Raw genomic sequence first — 22,405 nt, 5'->3', positions numbered from 1 at the left:
ACGTTAAATTTTATGTGCATCAATATTTATATGAAATCTATAATGAAATGATTTTAATTATCAACAACTCAATTAAATATAAAAAATAACCCCTTAATTCGTACGCGAATGATCTAAATCATAATTTCTATCATTATTCATCGGTAGTCTATCTGTATACGGATTGTTCATATTTCTTCATAACAAAAACAAAATAAGACAAAATGTCATAACTTGTCGTTAGAAAACACAATCTGTTCATACATAGTGTTGATTCTTTGATTTCACTATGTTTTTGGAGTTAATTACTGGAGCATTCCATGAGCAAGTTGTCCTTCTTAAACGTCGAAACCACACGACGTTCGCTACTTGAATATTCAGGAAAGATCGGATTGGGTTCCGCATTGCTTTCTACGCTAACGACTTTGCCTTTTTCGAAAAAAGCGCTCGCTAAATCGGTTGAGTCGCAAAGTAACCTAACGTTTAAACACAGTGCATGTCTTGTAAACTGCGGTAGCCGTTGTGCGTTGCGTGTTACGGTTGATAACGACCGTATTGTGCAGGTGCAACCAGAACTGCCAACAGATGAAAGTGTGTTCGGTGAACATACTATTCGCCCTTGCCTTCGTGGTCGTTCAAACAAATTCCGTGTGTATAACCCAGACCGTTTGAAATACCCAATGAAACGGGTAGGTAAACGCGGTGAGGGGAAATTTAAACGCATCTCTTGGGAAGAAGCGACGCAAACTATTGCCGATGAAATTGCACGTATTCGCAGCAAATATGGTAGCGATGCTATTTTTTACCAATACGGCACTGGGGCGTATTACCACACCCAAGGTCGCCCAGCTTGGCAGCGCCTTCTTACATGCACAGGTGGTTATTTAGATTACTTCAACACCTATTCAACTGCACAAATTGCGAAAGCGACCTCTTATACGTTTGGTAAATACGAAGGGGCAAACTTCACTCAAGTTGAAGATTCTGACCTTGTTGTCCTGTTTGGATTGAACCTGTCTGAAACTCGCATGTCGGGTGGTGGCCAAGTTGAAGAATTACGCCGCGCATTAGAAAAATCTCAAGCTCGTGTCATTGTGATCGACCCTAGATACACAGACTCGACAGTAGTTGGCCACGCAGAATGGTTACCTATTCGTCCGACTGCCGATGCTGCGTTAGTTGCCGGTTTAGTGCATACCATGATCAAAGAAGATTTGATCGATGAAGAGCACATCAATAAATACGCGGTTGGTTTTACTAAAGACACATTACCAACTTCTGCCAAAGCAAACGCAAGCTACAAAGATTATGTGTTGGGTAATGGCGATGATGGCATCGAAAAAACAGCGGATTGGGCATCGGATATTTCAGGGATTCCTGCTCCAAGAATCAAACAGTTAGCACGTGAAATCGCCACCGCGAAAGCCGCGTATATCTGTCAAGGGTGGGGCCCTCAACGTCATGGTAATGGTGAACAAACCGTACGTGCGATTCAAAGCCTAACCATTATCGCAAACCAGTTTGGTCGCCTAGGTACCAACAATGGTAACTGGCCACACGGTCCAAAATACAAAGTGCCTTATTTACCAAAAGAAGAAAATAAAGTTGGTATTAAGATTCCTGTTTACGCTTGGACTGATGCGATTGCTCACCCTGAAACGATCACAGCAAAAACGCATGATTTGCAGGGCGCAGATAAGCTTAACGTTGGCATCAAAATGATCGTTAACCAAGCCGGTAACGTGCTCGCTAACCAACATGGCCAACTAAGCCGTACTCGTAAAATATTGGAAGACGATTCACTGTGTGAAACCATCATTGTGATTGATAACCACATGACGGCGACTGCGAAATTTGCGGACATCTTACTTCCTGAAACGTCTTACTTAGAAGCCAGTGATTTGGTGGGTAACTCTCACGCGGGTGCGCACCAATATATGATTTCGATGGAAAACACCATCACACCAATGTGGGAATGTCGCAGCACCTATGATGTGTGTGCTGACATTGCACGTAAACTGGATATCGAACAAGAATTTACTCAAGGCCGTACTCAAGCGCAATGGGTAGAACATCATTACGAACAGGTACGCAAAGAACGTCCTCACTTACCACCGTTTGCCAAAGTGCGTGGCACGGGTGTATTGGATCAACACTTATCACCGTTATCTAAACGTCCGGCGCATGCTGAGTTTTATGCAAATCCACAAGTGAATCCACTTGGTACGCCATCGGGCAAAATTGAGATTTACTCTGAAGCGTTGCAAGAGCTACAGGATAACTGGATTCTTCCAGAGGGTGACCGTATTCCGCCAATCCCTGAATTCCTATCTGTGCCAGATACCCCTTGGGATAAGAAACTGAACAAAAAATATCCTTTGCAGTTATCCGGTTTCCACACCAAAGGTCATGCCCACTCAACTTATGCCAGTGTGGGTGTGTTGAAAGAGGCTGTGCCGAACCAAATTTGGATGAACCCGATTGATGCGGGTGAACGTGGTATTGCTAATAACGACATGGTCAAAGTATTCAATGATCGCGGCACGGTGTTAATCGAAGCGAAGGTAACTCACCGTATTTTACCTGGTGTAACTGCAATGCCTGAAGGCGCTTGGTCGGTTTACAAAAATGGTATCGATATTGGCTCTTGTATTAACGCAATCACCAGCCATCGTTTGACTCCATTGGCAAAAGGTAACCCACAACACACTAACCTGGTAGAAATTGAGAAGGCTTAAGTAAATGAAACAATTAGGATTTTACATAGACACTTCACGCTGTTCAGGCTGTAAAACCTGCCAGGTGAGTTGTAAAGATAAAAATAATATTGATGTTGGTCGTAAGTTCCGCCGCGTCTATGAATATGGTGGTGGTACTTGGGAAAAACAGGGCAATGCATGGCAAAACAATACCTTTGCTTATTATGCATCCATCTCATGTAACCATTGTGATGAGCCAGCTTGTATAAAAGGTTGCCCAACGGGTGCTATGCACAAACGTGAAGATAACGGCATTGTATTGGTCAACCAAGACGTTTGTATCGGTTGTCGTTACTGTGAAATGCGCTGCCCATATGGTGCGCCACAATTCGACGAAGAGAAAAAAGTGATGTCGAAATGTGATGGTTGTTTAGATCGTCTGCAACAAGGTTTGAATCCTGTGTGTATGGAATCTTGTCCGCAACGTGCGATTGAGTTCGGCCCAATCGATGAGCTACGTGCCAAATATGGTAATGAGTGTGATATTGCTCCTCTGCCATCTTCAAGTTTGACTCATCCGAACTTGATTATTAAGCCGCATCCAAAAGCCGTATCTAATAAAGAACATCAGTTAGGGGAGCTACAAAACCCTAAGGAAGTAAAACATGCATGAGTTACCGTTAGTCTTCTTTACCGTTTTAGCACAGGCATCGGCAGGGCTATTAATTCTGAGTGTTATCCATCAAGTGATTAGTGGCAAAAATGCTAGCCAATCCACACTGTTTAAAATGGGAATCGCCGCGCTAGTGATTGTTGGCATTGCTGGGTGCAGCGCCATATTGCACTTGGGTCGACCTTTCAGAGCAATGAATGCCTTGTTTGGTGCCGGTCGCTCACCAATGAGTAATGAGATCATTTCATGTGCGATTTATGGTGGGTTACTGTTTGTCAGCCTTGCCGTGACGTATTTACGTCCGCAATTGAAAGGATTACAGCTTGCAGCGCGTCTACTGACCGCCGTTGCTGCTGTTGTGTTACTGATTTTGATTCCAAAAGTGTATACCATTGAAACTATTCCACAATGGCATACGGTATTCACGCCATTGCAAATGGTATTGGCTGCTTTCACTGCTGGTGGTGCATTAGCACTGATTTGGCAACCAACGCGCACTAACTTTTTGATCATGGTGATCGCTACAATAGGTAGCTTCTTAATGACACCAAGTTACATGGCGCACCTCAGTGCAACAGCCCCGGCGATGCTACAAAAGGGCATGGGATTCTTTGATGCTAAAATGGCATTGTACTGTTTAGCTCTGGTTATGGCAGTGGTGAGCTACAAGAAAAAAGTTCTGCCTATGGCTGCGTGCAGCGGTATCGTGTTTATCCTTGCTGAACTTGCAGGTCGTATTGCCTTTTACGATTTGTGGTCAATCGGTATGTAACAAAGAAAAAGGCGAGCCACGCTCGCCTTTTTAAGGAAGTATTATGAATCAAATTGCGATATTACCCCGTCTTTTAGGTAGCTTGATGTATTTACCTGTTGAACATGAAACCAATCAAGCAATTTTGTCGCAGTTGAGTGCTATTCAAGATTGTTTCCCTTGGGAATCAACCGATGATGTTGCCCAACTTATTGCAAAGTTAGAAGCAACGAAAGCTGATTTAGATGAGTATGCTTATTCGGTATTGTTTGAAGGTCAGGGAGAAATGGTCGCGCCACCATGGGGCTCAGTCTATCAAGACAAAGAAAACATCGTAATGGGTGACTCTACTGGCGATTTTGATCTGTTTCTTACGCGTTATGGGATTGAATTAACGAGTAAAGTAGAGCCTAATGATCAATACGGTTTGATGCTTTGGGCGATGGCGGCGTTATTAGAAGACGGCCAAGAAGAGGCAGTGGTGATTTTGCTTGAACAACACTTGTTGACTTGGGCATATCGTTATCTTGAACTGCTTGCCGGTAACCAAACCAGTGAGTTTTATGCGACCCTTGCTCAGTTGAATACGCTGTTTCTGCAACACCTAGAACACCATATGGAGCTCACTCCCAAACAGGTGCAACTCTACAAATAATAGAGGAATAGGTTATGACTAAGTTTGATCCTAATCGCCGCGCATTATTCCGTCGTTTAACTCAGGTTCCGGCTCAACCTGTGCCGGAAATCTCTTATCGACGTCCGCCGCATGCCAAAGAAGAAGTTCATTTTTTGCATGATTGCAACCAATGTGGTGATTGTATTCAAGCTTGCCCAACCAATGCCATCGCTATGGTTGAAGGTTTTCCGGTTTTAACCTCTTCCGCACACTGTGATTCTTGTCTGGCATGTTCTATGGCCTGTAAATCTAATGCGTTAGATACCTCACAAATGCAAGTCCGGGTTTCTTCTGCGTGTTCAGCGTCACTCGCGGCTTATTGTCAAAGCTGTAAAGAGCAGTGTTCACAAGATGCCATTGCGATTGAATCTGGTCACAGGCCGGAGATTAACTCCGAGCAATGCAATGGTTGTGGCGCATGTATACCTGCTTGCGACTTTAATGCGCTTTCACTTCACTAAATAGTCATTAAATGAAATAGCGACTTGATTTATTCAGTCGCTATTTTTTTATTCACGTCATGGTTGGTAAATAATAACCGTTATTATTTAGATATATAATTTATATATACCAACAATAAGTGTTATTAATTAAAAGTTTATTATCTTTGTTTTTATAGCGTTACAAGATACTAAGATGAAAGAGCACGGAAATATTCAACTTATCATAATAACTTTATAATTTTATTTGATTTATCGTTTCATATTATTGTCAATAAGTTACTGGTTAAATCATTTGTTTTTATTATGGATAGTATTATTCAACAGTTTTTATATTCGATGATCCATATCATTTTGTCAGTGTGATGATTGATTTAATCTTATATTAAATCAATTTCTTAATTGATGATTTTTATTCTTCGAAAAATATTCATCGCAAATAAATATAACAACTAATGAAGAATAAAAGGCATGGCTTTATTAGTTTTTTGAAAGGGTACTTAGGTATACAAGGGTATAACTAATAAGGCGTGTGATGGTAGTGCCATCCATACCTGATTTTTTCGATGGATCGGCATTCAGGATTATAAACTGGAGCATTCCATGAGTAAGTTGTCATTTCTAAATGTCGAAACCACTCGACGTCAATTGTTGGAGTACAGCGGCAAGGTCGGCGCAGGTGCTGCGCTGTTATCTTCGTTAACGACACTGCCTTTTTCTAAATCCGTTTTAGCGAAAGAAGTGGCTGCGGATCAAGAATCCATCTTTAAGCACAGTGCCTGTTTGGTTAACTGTGGTAGCCGCTGTGCTTTGCGTGTGCGAGTTGAGAACGATCGCATTACCCAAGTAGAACCGGAAATTCCCGCTAATGAAGATGTGTTTGGTCAACATCAGATTCGTCCATGTTTACGTGGACGATCCAATAAATTTCGCGTTTATAACCCTGACCGGTTGAAATACCCAATGAAACGCGTTGGTAAGCGCGGTGAAGGCAAATTTAAACGTATTTCTTGGGATGAAGCGACTAAGTATATTGCGGATGAAATCGTGCGTATCCGCGAAAAATACGGTAACGAATCTATTTTTTACCAATACGCAACAGGTGCTTATTATCATACGCAAGGCCGGCCTGCGTGGCAGCGTTTGCTTAACCTCGCTGGTGGATACCTACAATACTTTAATAGTTACTCGACTGCGCAAATTACCACTGCGACACCATACACTTACGGTTTATATGAAGGTTCGATGTTTTCTCAAGTCGCCCATTCTGACCTCGTGGTGTTATTTGGTTTAAATGTTTCTGAAACGCGAATGTCGGGTGGTGGTGAAGTCGAAGAGCTGCGCCGGGCATTAGAAAAATCTCACGCCCGAGTGATTGTTATTGATCCTCGCTTTACCGATTCTGCTGTGGTTGAACATGCTGAGTGGTTACCAATTCGACCAACCTCAGATGCTGCTCTGGTGGCAGGTTTAGTCCATACCATGATCAAAGAAGAGTTGTTGGATGAAAAGCAAATTGATCAATATGCGGTAGGGTTTAGCCGCGCTTCACTGCCTAGTTCCGCTAAACAAAATGCCAGCTACAAAGATTATGTGATGGGAACTGGCGATGATGGCATCGAAAAAACAGCGGATTGGGCAGCGGATATTACTGGGATTCCGGCCACTCGAATTACGCAACTTGCCCGAGAAATTGCGACCGCTAAAGCAGCGTATATCTGTCAAGGTTGGGGACCGCAACGTCATGGTAATGGTGAGCAAACGGCGCGGGCTATTCAAATTTTGCCCATCATTGCTAACCAGTTTGGGCGTCTTGGCACCAATAACGGTAACTGGCCAGAAGGGGTGAATTACAAAGTACCATATTTACCAACTGGGACTAATCCCGTGCAAGTCAAAATCCCGGTTTATACTTGGACTGACGCGATAGCCCATCCAGAGATCATTACCCCGCAAACACACCACTTACAAGGTGCTGAAAAGCTCTCTTCTGGGATTAAAATGATATTTAATCAGGCGGGGAACGTATTGGCTAACCAGCATGGGGAGCTGAATCGTACCCGTAAAATTCTTGAAGACGATACCTTATGTGAAACCATTGTTGTTATCGATAACCACATGACAGCGACCGCGAAATTTGCGGATATTTTATTGCCAGAAACCACGTATCTTGAAGCTAGTGATTTGGTAGGTAATTCCTACGCGACGGGTTCTCATCAGTATATGATTTCGATGGAAAATACCATTACGCCGTTATGGGAATGCCGTAGCACCTATGATGTTTGTGTCGATATTGCTCGCCATCTAGGGCTAGAAAAAGCCTTCACTGAAGGACGAACACAAGCTCAATGGGTGGAACTCAACTATGAGCAAGTTCGTAAAGAACGCCCTCATTTACCTGATTTTAGTGAAGTTAAAGGTACGGGCGTGGTCGAACAATTCTTGTCACCTATGGCTGAAGTGCCTGTGATGGCAGAGTTCTATGATGATCCCAAAGCGCATCCTCTGACAACGCCATCGGGCAAAGTAGAAATTTATTCCGCCGCACTACAAACCTTACAAGATACTTGGACGCTACCTAAAGGCGACCGTATTTCTGCTATTCCAGAGTTTTTAACTGTGCCTGATACGCCTTGGGATAAGAAACTGAATAAGAAATATCCTTTGCAGTTATCTGGTTTCCACACGAAAGGCCATGCTCACTCCACCTACGCCAGTGTTGGTGTACTTAAAGAAGCCGTACCAAACCAAGTGTGGATTAACCCGATTGATGCTCGCGAACGTGGCATCGCCAATAACGATATGGTGAAAGTGTTTAATGACCGCGGCACTGTAATGATCGAAGCTAAAGTGACTCATCGTATATTGCCAGGCGTTGCCGCTATGCCAGAAGGCGCATGGTCGGTAGTGAAAAATGGCATTGATATTGGCGGTTGTATCAACTCGATTACCAGCCATCGCATCACACCATTAGCAAAAGGCAATCCACAACACACTAACTTGGTTGAGATAAAGAGGGCGTAGACGATGAAACAATTAGGCTTTTATATTGATACCTCTCGCTGCTCTGGCTGTAAAACGTGCCAAGTGAGTTGTAAAGACAAAAACAATATTGATGTTGGGCGTAAATATCGCCGTGTCTATGAATACGGTGGGGGCACATGGGAAAAACAGGGCAATGCATGGCAAAACAATACCTTTGCTTATTACGCTTCGATCTCTTGTAACCACTGTAGCAACCCTACTTGTGTAGAAGGGTGTCCAACAGGTGCGATGCATAAACGCGACGACAACGGGGTGGTATTGGTTAACCAAGATGTGTGTATTGGCTGCCGTTATTGTGAAATGCGCTGTCCTTATGGTGCGCCGCAGTTTGATGAAGAAAAAGGTGTTATATCTAAGTGCGATTTTTGCTTAGACCGATTGGAACAAGGGCTTAACCCCGTGTGTGTTGATTCTTGTCCACAACGTGCAATTGAATTTGGTGATATTGATGAATTGCGCGCTAAATATGGGCATGAGGCGGATATTGCACCGTTACCTTCATCAGAATTCACTCACCCTAACTTAGTGATAAAACCACACCCTAAAGCGGTGTCTAACCATGAACATCAAATGGGGGAACTGCAAACCCTAAGGAAGTGAAACATGCATGAGTTACCGTTAGTTTTCTTTACCGTTTTAGCTCAAGCATCTGCGGGGCTATTGATTTTAAGTGTGATTAATCAACTTATTAATCGTAAAGCAACCACTGATCAGGCTTTGTTCAAAATGGGTGTCGCTTGTCTGATTCTGGTCGCGTTGGCGGGTGGTAGTGCGATATTACACTTAGGGCGTCCCTTCAGAGCAATGAATGCCCTGTTTGGTACTGGGCGTTCACCAATGAGTAACGAAATTGTGAGTTGTGCCGTTTATGGTGGTTTGCTGTTTATCAGTTTGGCCGTGATGTATTTACGCCCGAAATTAAAAGGGTTACTGCTACTATTACGTGTGATTACGGCAGTCTCAGCAGTAGTACTTATTGTACTAATACCGCGCGTGTACACGCTATTAACGATTCCTCAATGGGACACTCATTTCACCAGTTACCAAATGATCTTGGCCGCATTTACCTCTGGCGGTGCATTGGCTCTGATTTGGCAACCAACCCGATTGAATATGGTTATCACCGTATTCGCTGCTGTTTTGGGATTTTTGATCATTCCGAGTTATATGGCGCATTTAAGTGCTTCATCACCAGAGATGCTCATGCAAGGAATGGGATTCTTCGATGCAAAATTGGCACTCTATGCTGTGGCGTTAGTCTTGGCGGTTTACAGTTACAAGAAGCGTATCGTACCTGTGGCTTTAAGTAGTGGGGTCGTATTTATTGTGGCTGAATTAGCGGGACGCATCGCATTTTACGATTTGTGGTCTATCGGTATGTAATGCTGATATCGCGTCAAGTTAAGAATAATGAAGCCAAGACTCTCGTCTTGGCTTATTTTATTCTTTCTTAATCAAGGCGTTACTTATCTTGTAATGACACCATAAATGTACCGGTTGGCGTAACTGGTAAATATTTGGCGTAAAAATCGCGATATTTCTGTTCAGGATGAATATCTGCAAACAGTTTTGGATACATCGCTTTAGCCATAAATTGCAGCATACTCGCATCCATAATTGAGCGAGAGCCGTAGTGATACATGCCGTAAATACGATGGTTTTGAACCGCTGGCAGGCTTGCCCAGCCCATGCGTTGTTCAAATCCGGCTAAACGCTGTTGTGCAACAGACTTCGATACGCCTTCACCCATTAACGTTGATTGCTCGTTTTTACCAAATTCGGTACCGGTCAAGAAAATAACATCTGGTCGGGCTGCGATAACTTGCTCCGGATTTAGATGTCCCCACCATTTGATAAATGGTGCAGCAATATTGTCTCCGCCAGCTAACATCGCCATACGTCCCCACATGTTTGCCCCGAAGGTGTAACCGTATTCTTGTGGGCCAGTGAAACCGTATTCTACATACACTTTAGGTTGGGGTAGATTGGCTTTTGCTAAACGATCAAACACTAATTGTGTATCTACTTTATACTGTTCGGCGATGACCTCTGCACGATGAACTTGGCCTGTTAGTTCTCCAATGACTTGGGTACTTTTAATATGGCGTTCGAGTGTTTGTGCATTGTAATCAACGACGACAACATGAACTCCCGCCGCTTCAAAACGAGGCATTTCACTTTTTAGTGCTTGATATTGCCAGTCAGCTAATAGCAGCACGTCAGGTTTTAAACTGATGACCTTTTCAACAGAAAAGGTTTGTGTGTCCACTTTACCCACTTCTGGCAGTGTCGCTAATGATGGGCGGTGTTTCACATACAGTGCCCAGTTTTTTGGTCGCCATTTTTGCCAAATCTCTTTCGACATACCAATGACATGGTCGAACGATTGTTCACCCCCGATCGCCATGTAATCTTCACCATAAAATCCAATAACAACGCGTTTGGCAGGTAATTCTAAAGTAATTGAACGCCCTAAAACGTCAGTAATGGTTTGGGTATTGCTTGATTGCGCTGGGGCTGCCCAGCTCGGAATAGCAAAAAGTAGTGTGCAGAAAATCAGTAAATTTTTCATTTAAGTTAATGTTATGTAGCTAATAATAATGATTATCATATTTATTACTGTATAATCGCGCAACTTATAATTTATGAAATTATCATTCATAGTGTTTCTATATAATTCAGAGTCTTCTGATGTAGAAGAGTGTGGTTAAACGCTGTGAAGTGTAGCGAAGAGTGATTTAATTAAGGACTATCATGACAGCGTCAGCTATAGAAAACGCCATTGTGCAACAAAGAAAAAGTGAACAGCGTCGGTGGCGAATCATTATGCTGCTGGGCATGTTACTGCTTAGCTCATTTTTGTTTGATATTGCGACTGGCCCTTCGATGCTCGATGTCACTAGTGTCACGTATGCGTTATTAAACTTTGTAGGTTTTCCTCTCAGCGTTGACCCGACAACCCAAGTTATTGTGGCTAATTTACGCCTTCCTATCGCTGTTATGGCGATTGTGGTGGGAGGCAGTTTAGGTATAGGCGGCGCTGAAATGCAGACATTACTGAATAACCCCATGGCAAGCCCTTATACATTAGGTATGGCTGCCGCTGCTGGTTTCGGTGCCGCGCTTACCTTATATATAGGTGCGTTGGGGATGAGTGCAGACTACGCTGTACCGATAGGTGCCTTTGTTTGTTGTATGCTTTCGGCAACGTTCTTGTTTATGTTAGCGATGATGCGCCATATCACTTCAGGGCAGTTGATATTAGCGGGGATTGCTCTGCTGTTTTTGTTTCAGTCGTTACTCTCTTTGGTGCAGTTCATTTCATCTCCAGAATTGAGCCAGCAAATTCTATTTTGGTTGTTTGGTAGTTTGTCTAAAGCAACGTGGCAGAACCTGACCATTATCACAGTGGTGGTAGGGGGGAGCTTTGTTGCAATGATGAAAGATGCGTGGAAATTAACTGCATTACGCTTGGGGGAAGAACGAGCTAAAAGTCTGGGGGTTGATGTATCGAAATTGCGCTTAAAAATCTTGTTTATCGTCGCGTTGATGACCGCAACGGTAACGAGCTTTGTCGGTATCATTGGCTTTATCGGCATTGTGGCGCCGAATATTGCTCGGATGATTGTCGGTGAAGATCAACGCTTTTTCTTACCTTTGTCTTTTGTTGTTGGTGCGTTCTTATTATCAAGTGCGTCAGTCTTATCAAAAGTCATTGTGCCGGGCGCGCTATTTCCTATCGGTATTGTAACCGCTATTATCGGCGTTCCGTTTTTCTTCTGGTTGATCATCGCTCGGAGGCGCTAATGTTAACTATTGATAATTTAACCGTACAACTTGATCAACTATTACTGGCCGATCAAATGAACTTGTCCCTCAAGCAGGGCGAAGTGAACGTGATTATTGGCCCGAATGGAACAGGGAAAAGTACGCTACTCAAAACGTTGTTTGGCGACATCAAACCGAAAGAGGGCAAGATTTCATTTGATGGTGAGCCGCTTGACTATAAACAGTTAACTCAATGGCGCGAACGTATTGGTTACATGCCACAAGATATTCGCCTTGATGCGAACCTGACTGTTATCGAAGTGGTGTTGCTGGGTAAGCTAGACAAATTGAGTTGGCGTGTTGATGAAGAGATGCTGCGCGAAGCGATTGAGGTACTGGATCAAATCGGCCTTGCTCATCTCTCTGACCGAGATATTCGCACGTTAAGTGGTGGACAGTGCCAAATGGTGTTGTTTGCACAAGCGATACTGCGTAGTCCGCAAGTTTTGATGTTAGATGAACCTGTCAGTGCCTTGGATCTTCATTTTCAACAAGTGATGCTTGGCCATTTGATCGAACAGACTGAACAACATCGCTGGACGGCTTTAATGGTATTACATGATCTCAATTTAGCCGCTCAATATGCGGATAATTTGATTGTCTTGAAAGAGGGTAAGGTCGTGGCACAAGGGAAGCCTACCGACGTGCTCTCTGCTGAGTTGATAGAGCAGGTGTATGGTGTGCCCGCTCAGGTCTCCTATGACCTTGATGGTATTCCTTTTGTCAGAACCTTCCGTTACGCCTAATCTTTCTCATTAATCAATGATGTCGTTTATTCGTACAGCGGTGATACTTGTGCTGTACGGATAGTTTTTACACAAAACTGAAACTAATTGATTGTACACAATATAATTGTGCGCTATTGTATTGTCATTGCGTTGGCCAAATTGGTCAACACGGAATCCCATAACGAATAATAAGGAACATCTAATGAGTAGCATTTACGATATCGACGTTGTCACTATCGAAGGTAAACATCAAAAATTGTCTGATTACAAAGGCAAAGCACTATTGATTGTGAATACCGCGTCTGAATGTGGCCTAACACCACAATACGAAGCGTTAGAAAATCTTTATAAAGCTCGCAAAGAAGAAGGCTTGGAAATTCTAGGTTTCCCTTGTAACCAGTTTGGTGCGCAAGAACCAGGTGAAGAAGCAGAAATTCAATCGTTCTGTACTGCTCGTTTTGGTGTGACATTCCCAATGTTCAGTAAAGTAGAAGTGAATGGTGAAGGTCGTCATCCTTTATACCAAGCACTTTTCTCTGCGATTCCAGAACGTACTACAGCTCCAGATAGCGGTTTTGTTGAAAAGCTGAAAGGTTATGGTTTTGAAGTGAAAGACGGCAATGTACTGTGGAACTTTGAAAAATTCCTAGTGAGCAAAGACGGTGAAGTGATTGGTCACTTTGCACCAGATATGACGCCTGATCACCCAATTTTAACTAAAGCATTGGATGAAGCATTAGCTAAATAATCTCCCCCGGCGCTGTAAAAATTATCATCCGAAGTCAGGCTGTTGGCTTCGGATTTTTTTGTTCAATTTCTCAGCTTTTAAGAAACAGAAATGGTTTACTTGAAAAATTTTGTGATCCATCTATCTTTTCTGTATAAAACGCGCGACAATCGCCGCGTCCTTGAAATCAATGTTTTTAATTTTATAGAGTCGTTATGAGCCAAACCACCGCAACGGCGCCTACGGTGACGCGCCATTCTCAGTACATGCGCGTTTTCGCGCTAGGCTTCAGTGCTTTTATTTTTAACACTACTGAATTTGTTCCAGTAGGGTTACTGACTGATATTGCAAGAGATTTTGATATCACCGCTGCCAGTGCTGGCTGGATGTTGACTATCTATGCTTGGATTGTGGCATCAATGTCACTGCCTATGATGATGGTGACGAGTAAGTTAGAGCGCAAAGGTTTGTTAATGGGGGTATTTGGCTTATTTATCATCAGCCACGTCGGCTCCGTATTTGCGTGGAATTTTCCATCATTAGTGATAAGCCGGATTGGTATCGCTTTTGCTCACGCTGTTTTCTGGTCGATCACCGCCTCTATCGCGATTCGTGTTGCCCCTCCAGGTAAAAAGACGTTGGCATTAAGTGTGCTCGCGACAGGGACATCACTTGCGATGGTGCTTGGGGTTCCACTTGGCCGTATGATCGGGCAGGCATTTGGTTGGCGTATTACTTTTGCTGTGATTGGTGTGGTCGCATTCATCATATTATTGGTATTGGCTCGTTTATTGCCAAAATTACCAAGCTTATTTACTGGCTCAATGAAAACATTGCCAACATTGCTACGTAATCCAATGTTGATGGGCTTGTACTTGTTCATTTTCTTGTTGTTTACTGCTCACTACACTGCTTACAGCTATATTGAACCATTCATGCATGATGTGGCTCATATTAGTCCTGGATTCACGACATTGATTCTTCTTGCGTTTGGTGGCGCTGGTATTCTTGGTAGTATCATTTTCAGTTACTTAGGTGAAAAACATAACACCTCTCTGCTCTATGGCAATGTGGTACTGATGATCGTATGTATGGCGGCTCTAGTGGCATCGGTTACCTTCCATTGGTCAATCATTGTTGATGTGATTGTTTGGGGCGCTGCGCTGATGGTGATATCGCTATGTATGCAGGTAAAAGTATTGAATATCAATGCAGAAGCGTCGGATATGATTCAATCTATGTACTCTGGCATTATTAACCTCGGCATCGGCTCAGGTGCTTTGATTGGTGCTAAAGTGATTCAAATGTCGAGTGTGACTTGGATTGGTGTTGCTGGAGTGGCATTTGGGGTCGTTGGTTTAGGCTTTATCGTCTTCTTGTTACGACGCTATCCACAGCTAAGATAATTTCCTTTAGAAAATAAGGGGGAAAGCGCCACGTCCTGTGGCGCTTTTTTTTGCTATTAAAAGGCGATCCCAATTTTGGGGAGGCAGGAATCACATTCCAATAGCGGGATTTAGGTTACAGTTAATTTTTATGGATAGCAACGATTATCATTTATATAATTATATTATCTTTAATGCATAATATTAAAAAGTAAACATCATATGATATTGAGTGCGTAATGTTACATTCGCGTTGCGAAAGAAGTGTTAACTGAGTGGAATTTTGTGCAAGATTCCCGGCTGACAAGGCTTCCTTGATAATTTTTGTGTGTTGCTACTGTGTTATTCATTGTTGGAATTTGCTTAATAGCTAGATTCATTGCGTCAATGGTTAGTGAATGAATAGGCAAAGAGACACTGGATAAACTGGGCAGCGCATAAGCGGCTGCTGGTTCGTTATCTATGCCAATGACGGAAACATCATGAGGTACCTTTAAGCCCGCATCGTGTAGAGCGCGAATCGCGCCAATTGCCATATCATCATTACAGGCAAACAGAGCACTAAATGGGCAAGAGTGTGCTGTTTGATGGCCGAGATTTTGGAGTAACTGCTGAGTGGCTCGATAACCTGTTTCTAATGTATTTTCCCCTTGTGTGACCAAGTGTTTATTTACTGTAATATCGTGCTTTGTAAGTGCATCTTGATAAGCTTGGTAACGTAATCGTCCTGTTTCACTGTCTAATGGTGAGGTAATGCAGGCAATATTTCTATGTCCTAACTGAATCAAATGATCGACAGCGATGGTGGCTAATTGAACCTGTTCAAAGCCAAAACTAGAAACTGTTGCCGAATTTAATTGGCGATTGAGTACGATTAAGGGCACGTTAGCTTGCTGTTGCAGTTTCACTAACGCTTCTTCATTTAAATGGCGGCTATACAGCAAAATTGCATCACAGCGTTGAAAGATAAGTGTTTCAACGGCTTCTGTTTCCCCTTGAGCACTGTTTTTGCTGTTAACGACTAATAGTTTTTTATTTGCTGTTTGGGCACTTTGCTCAGCATGATACAAAATGCTGCCGAAATAGTTGCTTTGAAATTGGGGGAGTATCAAGCCAATAGAATTGGAAATATTGGTTGCTAGCGCTTGGGCGACACTGCTTGGGTGGTAGTTGAGCTGTTTCATTGCGGCAACCACTCGTTCTCGAGTTGCGGCTTTCACTTGTCCGCTTCCATTGATGACTCGGGAAACCGTCGCTTTAGATAAGCCTGTTGTTTTGCATACATCATTGATTGTTGCCATGAAATGTCCTCTAAGATCACGCCGCCCAAATGTCTAAGGGCGGCGAGAGTACCACAATTTTCAATGAGACTAAGAGTAGATATTTACTCTTTCATTGCGATTCATGTGTATTGAGAATCACGACGAGGTGATAGCACTAAAATCTGCCTGGGATCATCAATCAATTAGATCTCATTTCCATTGGTACTAATCACATTTTGATACCAGAAGAAACTTTTCTTCTTCGAACGTTCCATTGTGCCGCTGCCATCATCGTGTTTGTCGACATAGATAAAACCGTAACGTTTGCGATATTCACCCGTTGTGAATGACACACAATCGATGCAACCCCAAGGGGTAAAGCCCATCACAGGAACCCCGTCGAGAGCGATAGCATTTTTTACTTCACGAATATGAGCACCGAGGTACTCGATGCGATAGTCGTCGTTGATTGAGCCGTCTTGTTCAACCTTATCTAGAGCACCTAAACCATTTTCGACGATGAAAATTGGTTTCTGATAACGCTCATAAAGTTCAGAGAGGGCAAAGCGCAGCCCTTGAGGATCGACCTGCCAGCCCCAGTCGGAAGCTGGAAGGTGAGGATTGAGACGACTTTCTCCAAACAAGCTGTCCGAATCACCTTCAACTGGCTCGGCAGACACAATATTGGTCATGTAGTAGCTGATAGCGAGATAATCGGAACAGCCCTGGCGCAGAATTTCATCATCGCCTTCTTCCATTTGTACATGAATGCCTTTGCGTTCCCAATCTTTCAGTAGATAGCTTGGGTAATAGCCACGTACCTGAACATCGCTGAACAAATACTTACTGCGCATCATATCTTGTGCTTTAAGCATATCTTCAGGGTGACATGACGCAGGGTAAAGCGGCATCATGTGAATCATGCTACCGATTTGCATGCTTGGATTAATGTCGTGACCAAGTTTTACGACTTTCGCATGGGCAACAAATTGGTGGTGAGCGACTTGGTAAAGTGTCTGTTCTGGGTTGTCGTGATCAAGATAAATCACCCCTGAATTACAGTAACCAAATAGCGGTGCTTTCCAGTTGGCTTGGTTATTGATTTCGTTAAAGGTAATCCAATACTTCACTTTGTTTTGGTAGCGTTTGAGTACCACTTCAGCAAATTTCACAAAGAAATCAACGACCTTACGGTTTGTCCAACCGCCGTATTCTTTGACTAAGTGATGCGGCATTTCGAAGTGAGAAAATGTGATAACAGGTTCGATACCATATTTGAGCAGTTCATCGAACATATCATCATAGAACTGCAGTCCTGCTTCATTTGGTGTCTCTTCATCACCTTTGGGGAAAATACGTGTCCACGCAATCGATGTACGAAAACATTTAAATCCCATTTCCGCAAATAGGGCGATATCTTGTTTATAACGGCCGTAAAAGTCGACAGCTTCGTGGTTTGGATAGAATTGATCGGCTTCAACGGTATCGGTAATCACGCGAGGAACGCCGTGGGCACCTTTGGTTAGAACATCAACGATACTTGGACCCTTACCATCTTTATTCCAGCCACCTTCAACTTGGTGCGCTGCGACAGCTCCGCCCCATAAAAAATCACTTGGGAAACTTAACGTAGACATAATATTCCTCGATTGGAAATGAATAAACGGATCCTGACCAACATGACGATTCACTCAGGATCAATAGTGACTATTCTAGATCAATCAAAAGAAAATTGTAACCGGTTTCTGTAACCGGTTACAAAGCTGAAAATAGTAAGAGTTTGACACTTACTATGGAGGAGGGCTAGGGCAGATCGAACATTAAAGCGATAACTTGTTCACTACCTTCGTTAATTAGATCGATTTGGTCAATATCAGAAATTTTCGCACCATCACCAGGTAAGAGAGACAGGTCGTTAATTTGTAATGATCCAGAGATGAGGTGCACATATACGCGGCGAGACTCTGCGATTGCGTAGCGCTGCTGCGTTTGTCCTGCAAGCACTAATTGGAACAGTGAAGCATCTTGTTTGATGGTAAACGAATCGTATTGTCCATCAGGTGTGGCAATCGGCGTTAAGCCTTGAATAACATTAAATGGTTTTTGTTGGTAACTAGGCCGAGTGTCGGTTTGATTGGGTTCTATCCAAATTTGTAAGAAATGCAACGGATTCGTCGATGAGTGATTAAATTCACTGTGGTAGATCCCTTGGCCTGCGGACATCAGTTGGAATTCGCCTTGTGGCAACGTTTCAATATTGCCGCCACTGTCTTTGTGCGCGATAGTGCCTTCTAACACAAAACTAATGATTTCCATGTTGCGGTGACCGTGGGTTTGAAAACCTTGATCAGGTTGCACAGTATCATCATTAATCACGCGTAAAGCAGAAAATCCCATATGATGAGGATCGTAATATTGGCCAAAGGAAAAGGTGTGATAACTATTAAGCCAGCCTAAATCGACATGCCCTCGTTCTTGCGCCGCCCTTTTTTCGATCATGGAGTGTCCTTCATTCAAATTTTTTAGAGATGTTTGTTATTTTAAATCAACTGTCAAAATGCAAAATTGGCAAATCTCGTTGGTAATCATCAAAAAAATTGAACGAATTCCGCTGCACATGATTCACTTTTTGTGTGCAGCGGTGATGATCTAAACTAGATTCATCGCACTATTATTAGCTATAACGTCACCTCTAAATGTGTTGCTTATCTGATTATTGTCCAATTGGTACACGTTATCGAGCATTAAAGCGGCAAAACTACCAGGGCCTTGCGCCTTATGTGACGTAATTTCCCCTGCGATTCCCCAAATTGCTGTGGCAGCGAATCCTGACGTTTCACCAACGGCTGCAAATGCACCCACCATAGCACTGAGACTACAGCCAGTACCTGTTACATAAGGCATGAGCGTGCTGCCGTTGTAGAGGTGAACCTGTTGAGTTGGGCTAATAATGACATCGGTGGCGCCGGAAATCACAATCCCTGAAACCCCAGGCCTTAAAAGTTGATAACCCGCATCAATGACGTCAGTGGACTCTGCCGTGCTATCGACTCCTTTAGTGTTCCCTTTCATGCCACTTAACGCTTTAATTTCAGAGGCATTCGCGCGAATAATGAGATTTTCAGCAAGCGTGCAAAAGGTTTGGCTAACCTGAGTTCGATATTTCGTCGCTCCGCATCCCACGGGATCAAGTACCACAGGGATGCCCGCATGATTGGCACATTCGATGGCATAATGCATTTGATTGACGCGCGTTTCGTTGAGTGTGCCGATATTGACCACTAACGCGCCGGCCATGCTGATCAACTCAGCCATTTCGTGTCGTGAGTTCGCCATGATAGGGGAGGCGCCGACAGCGAGTAATGCATTCGCACAGTAGTTGGTCACCACATCGTTGGTCATATTGATCACTAATGGTTGTATTTGTCGTACTTTGTGCAGAGCCGTAATAATGTCATGAGTCATCATAGTTGTACCTCATGACGCGGCTTGGTAACGCGACTCTGCTTTTTGGTGGGGAACATTATAGAGCGTTGGCTAGGATGCAAATACATGTGGTTCACCGGCCCGTGTCCATGCCCGACAGAGAGACGGTCAGCATAATTTAATGACTGAGTAATATAGTGTTTACTGAGTGAAATCGCATTCACTAAATGTTCTTTATGTCCTAGGTGGGTTGCTATCGCCGAGGAGAGTGTACATCCCGTACCATGAGTATTGTTGGTATCGATTCGTTGTCCGTGAAAGGTAAACTGACTCTCCTTATTTAGTAGAACATCACAGGCATCATGTTGAGAAAAACTGTGGCCTCCTTTGAGTAAAATCGGGGTATCTAGTGTTCTTAAATTCTGACAAAACTCCGCGAATTGCTGGTCAGTTTTAGGTTCCGGTTGCTTGGATATGACCGCAGCTTCATGCCAGTTAGGCGTGATGACCGTGGCAAGAGGGAAGAGTTCTCTTATTAAGGTGCTTACTGCGGTAGATGCGAGTAATTCGTCACCACTTGTTGCCACCATAACGGCGTCCAGAACAACGTTGGTGACTTGATACTGACGCAGCTTTTGCGCGACGATGGCGATACTTGCCTCGTTAGGCAACATGCCAATTTTGACGGCATCGATGTGGATGTCTTGGAAGACGGCGTCTAATTGATGTTCAATATGCGTTTCCGGCACAGGTAGGATATCCAGCACACCTTGCGTGTTCTGCGCTGTTAAAGCGGTAATTATGCTGCATGCATATCCACCATTGGCGGAAATACTTTTTATATCGGCTTGAATTCCCGCGCCGCCGCTGCTGTCTGAGCCTGCTATGGTCAGGATATTTGGAATAAAAGAAATGTCTGTTTTAGGTTTCATGGTTTGCTCCTAATACACGACATCAGGAACAAACAAAACCACTAACTATGCAAAGGAGAGGTTTTGTGATTGAGAGTAACTCTTATCATTTGGGTACCAATACGAGTTACCGCAGTCATAGTTCCCTACGCCAGTATTAACTGAATCAGGTTCAACGGGTCTCGCATTGCGATCTCAGCCTAAAGGCACCCCGACTATCACCAAGTATCCTAGCAACTTCATTTATTTAAGCAATCGATAATTACGTATTATGTGTGTGCTAATGAGATTTTAAGGTGAGCTCTGCAACACGATAGTTAAGTTCGAATGGGTCAAACCTAAAGTGTTGCAAACTCTTATTTACTGCGATGATCTGGTGGTAATACGTAATCGGTATAAGCGGCATTTCATTCACTAACAAGTGTGCAGCAAGTTGAGCATTCCGCTGGTACTGAAATTTATCCGTTTCACTGGTGAGTGTATTTAATAGAGCCAGCAATTTAGGTGAAGACCAATTCATCGGTCCCCATGCAGAATTAGTGTGCTCGGCAAAGTCGTTAAGTAATATCGGCAGAGGATCGGATAACATGCCGTAATTACGAGCAATTAATGCCATGTCTAGAGTGCCATCATTCTGTTTCGCTGGAATGACTTGCGCATCGATAATCTGGACTTTGAGAACAACACCGACTTGTTTCAATTGGTTTTGAATTGCGGTGGCAATCAGCGGAAGTTCCGGCCTATCTGCGTAGGTTACTAAATTGAGAGTGAAAGTTTTTCCATCTCGTTGTAGTACGCCTTGCGAATTTAATTGCCATCCAGCGTCGGCTAATAGTTTGCGAGCCTCTGCTAAATTGCGGTGTCGGTTCTCTAATCCATCGATATGCCATGCGCCTAATGCAGGAGAAAAAAGTTGATAAGCTTCCGAGCCCGGTAAACCTAATTCTTTATTGGCTATTTCATGTCGGTCAATGGCTAAACTTAGTGCGTGGCGTACCTTAACATTATTGAGATAAGGATGGGCGTTGTTGAGTTTTAACATCACTGTACGAGGCATAGCCGCCACTTTCATATGGAGGTTTTTACTGTTTTTTAGAGCCTCCATACTGGCAGGGTCAATGGAATACGCGATATCAGCTTGGCCACTTTGTGCAAGTAAAGCACGACTTTCAGGGCGATGACCTGAGAGATAATTGAGTTGCGGGATATTCGCAGGTTTACCCCAGTAAGTGGTGTAAGCGGTAGCCTTAACAATATTAGGCATCTGCAAGTTTGTTATCTCGTAAGGACCCGTGCCAATTATCTGGGTAATGTTACCATTATCATCAAAAGATTCAGGTGCAAGAATTGCCGTTGAATAGTGCGCTAATACAAACAGTAATGGACGATACAGCCGTGATAAGCGAATGATCACCTGCTCATCATCGTGGGTGATGTTGGTGATTGGGACTTGTTGAAGTACGCCAGAATGTTGCTGCGCGCGCTTAAGATCATTGACGACGATATGTGGAGTCAGTTCGGTGCCATTATGAAAGGTGACTTTGCGTCTCAACATAAAAGACCAAGTTAACCCATCTTTACTTTGCATCCAGCTTTTCGCTAGCAAAGGTTCAGGATTGGCCTTTTCATCGACAGCAACCAATGATTCAACGATTTGTAAACGGCTGAATACGTAGCCATTGGTTGAAAGTTCACGGCTATGAAACTCAAATGGCCCAGATATGCTAATGGCCTGTTTTGCGGTACTTTTCTCTGTTGTGGGCCAAAAACTTAACCCAGCAGCTATCAATACGATTGCTACCAAAAACCACTTCTTCATTCGAGTGATCGTCCTAAGTTACAGCCTCTCAATATCTGCCTGTGAATCGCCACAAA

Annotated in this window: 18 protein-coding genes, 1 pseudogene and 1 riboswitch; of the genes and pseudogenes, 12 read left to right on the top strand and 7 right to left on the bottom strand. The window is 43.4% G+C overall.

Features of this window, described 5'->3' with window-relative positions:
• Positions 1–299 precede the first annotated feature (299 nt).
• From F9817_RS17700 to F9817_RS17665, 8 genes and pseudogenes are all read left to right on the top strand, one after another.
• The gene (locus F9817_RS17700) at positions 300–2,717 is read left to right on the top strand and encodes a DMSO/selenate family reductase complex A subunit (protein ID WP_161157492.1); all 2,418 of its coding nucleotides are present in this window, start codon (positions 300–302) and stop codon (positions 2,715–2,717) included.
• Positions 2,718–2,721: 4 nt separating this feature from the next.
• A complete protein-coding gene (locus tag F9817_RS17695; RefSeq protein ID WP_161157491.1) occupies positions 2,722–3,351 on the top strand; it encodes a DMSO/selenate family reductase complex B subunit in 630 nt (209 codons plus the stop codon).
• Positions 3,344–4,123 carry a dimethyl sulfoxide reductase anchor subunit family protein gene (locus tag F9817_RS17690; protein ID WP_161157490.1) on the top strand — a complete coding sequence of 260 codons (780 nt, stop codon included), beginning with the start codon at positions 3,344–3,346 and terminating at the stop codon, positions 4,121–4,123. Before F9817_RS17695 ends, F9817_RS17690 begins: the two co-directional genes overlap by 8 nt.
• Positions 4,124–4,166: 43 nt before the next feature.
• Positions 4,167–4,757 carry a molecular chaperone TorD family protein gene (locus F9817_RS17685; protein ID WP_161157489.1) on the top strand — a complete coding sequence of 197 codons (591 nt, stop codon included), beginning with the start codon at positions 4,167–4,169 and terminating at the stop codon, positions 4,755–4,757.
• A gap of 14 nt (positions 4,758–4,771) precedes the next feature.
• Positions 4,772–5,239, top strand: coding sequence for a 4Fe-4S binding protein (locus F9817_RS17680; RefSeq protein WP_161157493.1), 468 nt, complete (start codon positions 4,772–4,774; stop codon positions 5,237–5,239).
• Between the two features lie 582 nt (positions 5,240–5,821).
• On the top strand, positions 5,822–8,242 hold the full coding sequence (locus tag F9817_RS17675) for a DMSO/selenate family reductase complex A subunit (RefSeq protein WP_161157488.1): 2,421 nt from the start codon (positions 5,822–5,824) through the stop codon (positions 8,240–8,242).
• Between the two features lie 3 nt (positions 8,243–8,245).
• Positions 8,246–8,874: pseudogene (locus F9817_RS17670) on the top strand (DMSO/selenate family reductase complex B subunit).
• The gene (locus F9817_RS17665) at positions 8,867–9,646 is read left to right on the top strand and encodes a dimethyl sulfoxide reductase anchor subunit family protein (RefSeq protein WP_161157486.1); all 780 of its coding nucleotides are present in this window, start codon (positions 8,867–8,869) and stop codon (positions 9,644–9,646) included. The pseudogene F9817_RS17670 and the gene F9817_RS17665 overlap by 8 nt, the downstream one beginning before the upstream one ends.
• 79 nt (positions 9,647–9,725) lie before the next feature.
• Here F9817_RS17665 and F9817_RS17660 read toward each other — a convergent pair whose 3' ends face one another.
• The gene (locus F9817_RS17660; RefSeq protein WP_161157485.1) at positions 9,726–10,835 is read right to left on the bottom strand and encodes an ABC transporter substrate-binding protein; all 1,110 of its coding nucleotides are present in this window, start codon (positions 10,833–10,835) and stop codon (positions 9,726–9,728) included.
• Positions 10,836–11,017: 182 nt separating this feature from the next.
• Between F9817_RS17660 and F9817_RS17655 the strand changes: the two genes are divergently transcribed.
• From F9817_RS17655 to F9817_RS17640, 4 genes are all read left to right on the top strand, one after another.
• Positions 11,018–12,070, top strand: a complete 1,053-nt coding sequence (locus F9817_RS17655) for a FecCD family ABC transporter permease (RefSeq protein WP_161157484.1) — start codon at positions 11,018–11,020, stop codon at positions 12,068–12,070.
• On the top strand, positions 12,070–12,837 hold the full coding sequence (locus F9817_RS17650) for an ABC transporter ATP-binding protein (protein WP_161157483.1): 768 nt from the start codon (positions 12,070–12,072) through the stop codon (positions 12,835–12,837). Before F9817_RS17655 ends, F9817_RS17650 begins: the two co-directional genes overlap by 1 nt.
• A 184-nt stretch (positions 12,838–13,021) precedes the next feature.
• Positions 13,022–13,567, top strand: a complete 546-nt coding sequence (locus F9817_RS17645) for a glutathione peroxidase (protein ID WP_161157482.1) — start codon at positions 13,022–13,024, stop codon at positions 13,565–13,567.
• 194 nt (positions 13,568–13,761) lie between these two features.
• A complete protein-coding gene (locus F9817_RS17640) occupies positions 13,762–14,952 on the top strand; it encodes a sugar transporter (protein WP_161157481.1) in 1,191 nt (396 codons plus the stop codon).
• A gap of 221 nt (positions 14,953–15,173) precedes the next feature.
• On the opposite strand, the gene F9817_RS17635 is transcribed toward F9817_RS17640, so the two are convergent.
• The 6 genes from F9817_RS17635 to F9817_RS17610 form a co-directional block, all read right to left on the bottom strand.
• Positions 15,174–16,232, bottom strand: coding sequence for a LacI family DNA-binding transcriptional regulator (locus tag F9817_RS17635; protein WP_161157480.1), 1,059 nt, complete (start codon positions 16,230–16,232; stop codon positions 15,174–15,176).
• A gap of 164 nt (positions 16,233–16,396) precedes the next feature.
• Entirely contained in the window at positions 16,397–17,830 is a 1,434-nt protein-coding gene (locus F9817_RS17630) for a 6-phospho-beta-glucosidase (protein WP_161157479.1), read from the bottom strand.
• 166 nt (positions 17,831–17,996) lie between these two features.
• Positions 17,997–18,692 (bottom strand): pirin family protein, encoded by a 696-nt coding sequence (locus F9817_RS17625; RefSeq protein ID WP_161157478.1) that lies wholly within the window; start codon positions 18,690–18,692, stop codon positions 17,997–17,999.
• A 150-nt stretch (positions 18,693–18,842) separates the two neighbouring features.
• The gene (gene thiM, locus F9817_RS17620; RefSeq protein ID WP_161157477.1) at positions 18,843–19,661 is read right to left on the bottom strand and encodes a hydroxyethylthiazole kinase; all 819 of its coding nucleotides are present in this window, start codon (positions 19,659–19,661) and stop codon (positions 18,843–18,845) included.
• Positions 19,658–20,551, bottom strand: a complete 894-nt coding sequence (thiD, locus tag F9817_RS17615) for a bifunctional hydroxymethylpyrimidine kinase/phosphomethylpyrimidine kinase (protein WP_161157476.1) — start codon at positions 20,549–20,551, stop codon at positions 19,658–19,660. The genes thiM and thiD overlap by 4 nt, the downstream gene beginning before the upstream one ends.
• A 105-nt stretch (positions 20,552–20,656) precedes the next feature.
• Positions 20,657–20,754, bottom strand: a riboswitch (TPP riboswitch).
• A gap of 56 nt (positions 20,755–20,810) precedes the next feature.
• Positions 20,811–22,349, bottom strand: a complete 1,539-nt coding sequence (locus tag F9817_RS17610; RefSeq protein ID WP_161157475.1) for an ABC transporter substrate-binding protein — start codon at positions 22,347–22,349, stop codon at positions 20,811–20,813.
• Between the last annotated feature and the right edge of the window lie 56 nt (positions 22,350–22,405).

Origin of the sequence: Vibrio eleionomae (assembly GCF_009874545.1) — a bacterium.
In the GTDB taxonomy this organism is placed as follows: Bacteria; Pseudomonadota; Gammaproteobacteria; order Enterobacterales; family Vibrionaceae; genus Vibrio; species Vibrio nitrifigilis.
This window is presented reverse-complemented; position numbering and strand designations above follow the sequence as displayed.

Excerpts from the sequence above, each read along its gene's own strand:
- F9817_RS17665 (WP_161157486.1), top strand. The coding sequence starts at position 8,867 with ATGCATGAGTTACCGTTAGTTTTCTTTACCGTTTTAGCTCAAGCATCT.
- F9817_RS17685 (WP_161157489.1), top strand. The coding sequence starts at position 4,167 with ATGAATCAAATTGCGATATTACCCCGTCTTTTAGGTAGCTTGATGTAT.
- F9817_RS17695 (WP_161157491.1), top strand. The coding sequence starts at position 2,722 with ATGAAACAATTAGGATTTTACATAGACACTTCACGCTGTTCAGGCTGT.
- F9817_RS17680 (WP_161157493.1), top strand. The coding sequence starts at position 4,772 with ATGACTAAGTTTGATCCTAATCGCCGCGCATTATTCCGTCGTTTAACT.
- F9817_RS17610 (WP_161157475.1), bottom strand. The coding sequence starts at position 22,349 with ATGAAGAAGTGGTTTTTGGTAGCAATCGTATTGATAGCTGCTGGGTTA.
- F9817_RS17645 (WP_161157482.1), top strand. The coding sequence starts at position 13,022 with ATGAGTAGCATTTACGATATCGACGTTGTCACTATCGAAGGTAAACAT.
- F9817_RS17635 (WP_161157480.1), bottom strand. The coding sequence starts at position 16,232 with ATGGCAACAATCAATGATGTATGCAAAACAACAGGCTTATCTAAAGCG.
- thiD (WP_161157476.1), bottom strand. The coding sequence starts at position 20,551 with ATGAAACCTAAAACAGACATTTCTTTTATTCCAAATATCCTGACCATA.
- F9817_RS17675 (WP_161157488.1), top strand. The coding sequence starts at position 5,822 with ATGAGTAAGTTGTCATTTCTAAATGTCGAAACCACTCGACGTCAATTG.
- F9817_RS17655 (WP_161157484.1), top strand. The coding sequence starts at position 11,018 with ATGACAGCGTCAGCTATAGAAAACGCCATTGTGCAACAAAGAAAAAGT.
- F9817_RS17630 (WP_161157479.1), bottom strand. The coding sequence starts at position 17,830 with ATGTCTACGTTAAGTTTCCCAAGTGATTTTTTATGGGGCGGAGCTGTC.
- thiM (WP_161157477.1), bottom strand. The coding sequence starts at position 19,661 with ATGATGACTCATGACATTATTACGGCTCTGCACAAAGTACGACAAATA.
- F9817_RS17690 (WP_161157490.1), top strand. The coding sequence starts at position 3,344 with ATGCATGAGTTACCGTTAGTCTTCTTTACCGTTTTAGCACAGGCATCG.
- F9817_RS17660 (WP_161157485.1), bottom strand. The coding sequence starts at position 10,835 with ATGAAAAATTTACTGATTTTCTGCACACTACTTTTTGCTATTCCGAGC.
- F9817_RS17640 (WP_161157481.1), top strand. The coding sequence starts at position 13,762 with ATGAGCCAAACCACCGCAACGGCGCCTACGGTGACGCGCCATTCTCAG.
- F9817_RS17650 (WP_161157483.1), top strand. The coding sequence starts at position 12,070 with ATGTTAACTATTGATAATTTAACCGTACAACTTGATCAACTATTACTG.
- F9817_RS17625 (WP_161157478.1), bottom strand. The coding sequence starts at position 18,692 with ATGATCGAAAAAAGGGCGGCGCAAGAACGAGGGCATGTCGATTTAGGC.
- F9817_RS17700 (WP_161157492.1), top strand. The coding sequence starts at position 300 with ATGAGCAAGTTGTCCTTCTTAAACGTCGAAACCACACGACGTTCGCTA.